The sequence below is a fragment of the Candidatus Neomarinimicrobiota bacterium genome (assembly GCA_041862535.1).
Taxonomy (GTDB): domain Bacteria; phylum Fidelibacterota; class Marinisomatia; order SCGC-AAA003-L08; family TS1B11.
Genome location: JBGVTM010000171.1, coordinates 1 through 2192, shown reverse-complemented (window position 1 = coordinate 2192; position 2192 = coordinate 1). Strand labels below are relative to the sequence as shown.

General features: G+C 58.3%; 3 protein-coding genes. All 3 read left to right on the top strand.

Going from position 1 to position 2192, the window contains the following annotated elements; genetic code table 11:
• On the top strand, positions 1-534 hold a 534-nt coding region (locus ACETWG_06190; protein MFB0516177.1), incomplete at its 5' end, for a DNA translocase FtsK.
• Between the two features lie 60 nt (positions 535-594).
• Complete coding sequence (gene rfbB / locus ACETWG_06185) at positions 595-1698, top strand: dTDP-glucose 4,6-dehydratase (protein MFB0516176.1); 1104 nt, start codon at positions 595-597, stop codon at positions 1696-1698.
• Between the two features lie 3 nt (positions 1699-1701).
• Positions 1702-2192 (top strand): hypothetical protein (locus tag ACETWG_06180; protein MFB0516175.1); only part of this gene is annotated, 491 nt, incomplete at its 3' end.

Sequence of the window (2192 nt, the reverse complement as noted above, 5' to 3'; positions counted from 1 at the left end):
GTGGACGTGGTCACCGGTCTGATCAAGGCCAATTTCCCGGCCCGGATCGCTTTCCAGGTAGCCACCAAGGTAGACTCCCGCACTATCCTGGACCAGATGGGGGCTGAGAAACTCCTGGGGCGGGGTGATCTGCTGTTTCTGCAGCCCGGGGCCTCGGAACCGGTCCGCCTCCACGCCGCCTACATTTCCCTCAACGAGATTACGGATATCCTGGACTTCATCCGGCACCAGCCTAAACCGGAAGAGATTTTCCTGCCGGATGACCTGGAAAGCGCGGGAGAAGGTGAGATCACCATTGCCGGAGAAGAGGACGACCTTTTCGAGGAGGCGGCCCGCCTGGTCATCTCACAGCGACAGGCCTCGGTATCCATGCTCCAGCGGCGCTTCCGCATCGGCTACAGCCGGGCCGGGCGCCTCATTGACGAACTCGAACGGGCTGGCATTATCTCAGGCTACAGCGGTTCCAAGGCCCGGGATGTGCTGGTGGATGAAAGCTATCTCAAGCAGCTGCTCACCCGGCGCCCGGGAGCTTAAGTTTACCTGCGGAATGGACGACTGATTCAGGCAATTCAACAGAACAGCAACCGATTATAAATGGCTGCTACAGGGAAACGCTTTCTCATCACCGGTGGTGCCGGATTCATCGGCGGCAACTTTGTTGCCAGGGTGCTGGGCGAGGAGCTGGGTGAGGTTATGGTTCTGGACAAGCTGACCTATGCCGGTCACCGGGCCACCCTGCGCCCCTGGGAGGAGCACCCGGCTTACCGCTTTGTCCAGGGCGATATCGGCGACCGGCAACTGGTACGCCGGCTGCTCAAGGAGTTCCAACCAGCGTACGTGGTTAACTTCGCCGCCGAGTCCCACGTGGACCGGAGTATCGAATCAGCCGACAATTTCATCGCCACCAACATCGTCGGCACCTATGTACTTATGGATGAGTCCCTGAACTACTTGCAGGGTCTTTCTGGAAATGCGGCCAGGTCATTCCGTTTTCATCATGTCTCCACCGATGAGGTCTACGGTAGTCTGGGAGCCACCGGCGCCTTCAGCGAGCGCACGCCCTATGCCCCCAATTCGCCCTACGCTGCCTCCAAGGCCGCCTCGGATCATCTGGTGCGGGCCTACCACCGCACCCACAAGCTGCCTGCTATCATAACCAACTGTTCGAATAACTACGGACCGTACCAGTTTCCCGAAAAGCTGATCCCCCTCGTCCTGATGAATGCCCTGGAGGGTAAGCCGATTCCCGTCTACGGCGATGGTATGAATATCCGGGATTGGCTGTACGTGGAGGATCATTGCGATGCCATTCTCCAGGTACTGGCGCATGGCCAGCCGGGTGAGACCTACAACGTTGGCGGACATTGCGAAATGACCAACCTGGACCTGCTCCACACCTTGTTCCAGTGCCTGACAGATCAGTCCGAGCTTATCAGGGAGCATACCGACTACCGCACCGATATCGATTATGCTGCCTTGATTGAGTTTGTCCCTGATCGGCCGGGCCATGATCGTCGCTATGCTATTGATGCCGGTAAAATACAGCGCGAGCTGGGCTGGATGCCGAAGGAAACCCTGCGCACCGGTCTGGTCAAGACCGTCACCTGGTATATCACCCATCTGGATTGGTGCCGGGAGGTGCTGAAAGACAACTACGACCGCCGACGCCTGGGTCTTGGCAGGGCGGCCAAGTCCTGACCAATGGTCCGGCCACACGCACTACTCATTGCGGGGTTGCTTTTTGCCTGCCCGGCTATGGGACAACCGGAACGGCGGTTTCAGGACATGGTGGCGGCCTTTCTGGCACAAGCGCCCATGCTGCTCCAATATCATTATACCCTGACCGACGACGACTTCCAATTTGACACTACCGGGGTGATGGTGCTGGTTGGCCCCAGCGTGTTCCGCCTGGAGCTGTGGGATAAGATATACGCCAGCGATGGCCGATCACTTTACCTTTACGACCGGAATACCCGCCAAACAGTTATTGATTCCCTACGCTGGACAGAAGTTAACCTTTGGGTGCGTCTGCTCTACGGTGAATTGCCACCTGAGACCATCGCAATCCGCGCCAGACCGTCACGAAAAGGCCTGGTGCGTTGGGAAATGCGCCACGCAGAGCCCTCGTGGTTCGCTACCGTGGAGCTGGATTCGACGACCTGGACAATACGTGATATACGGCTCCAGGAGGC

Bases quoted from the DNA above. Each gene is read 5' to 3' on its own strand.
- rfbB (MFB0516176.1), top strand. From the start codon at position 595: ATGGCTGCTACAGGGAAACGCTTTCTCATCACCGGTGGTGCCGGATTC.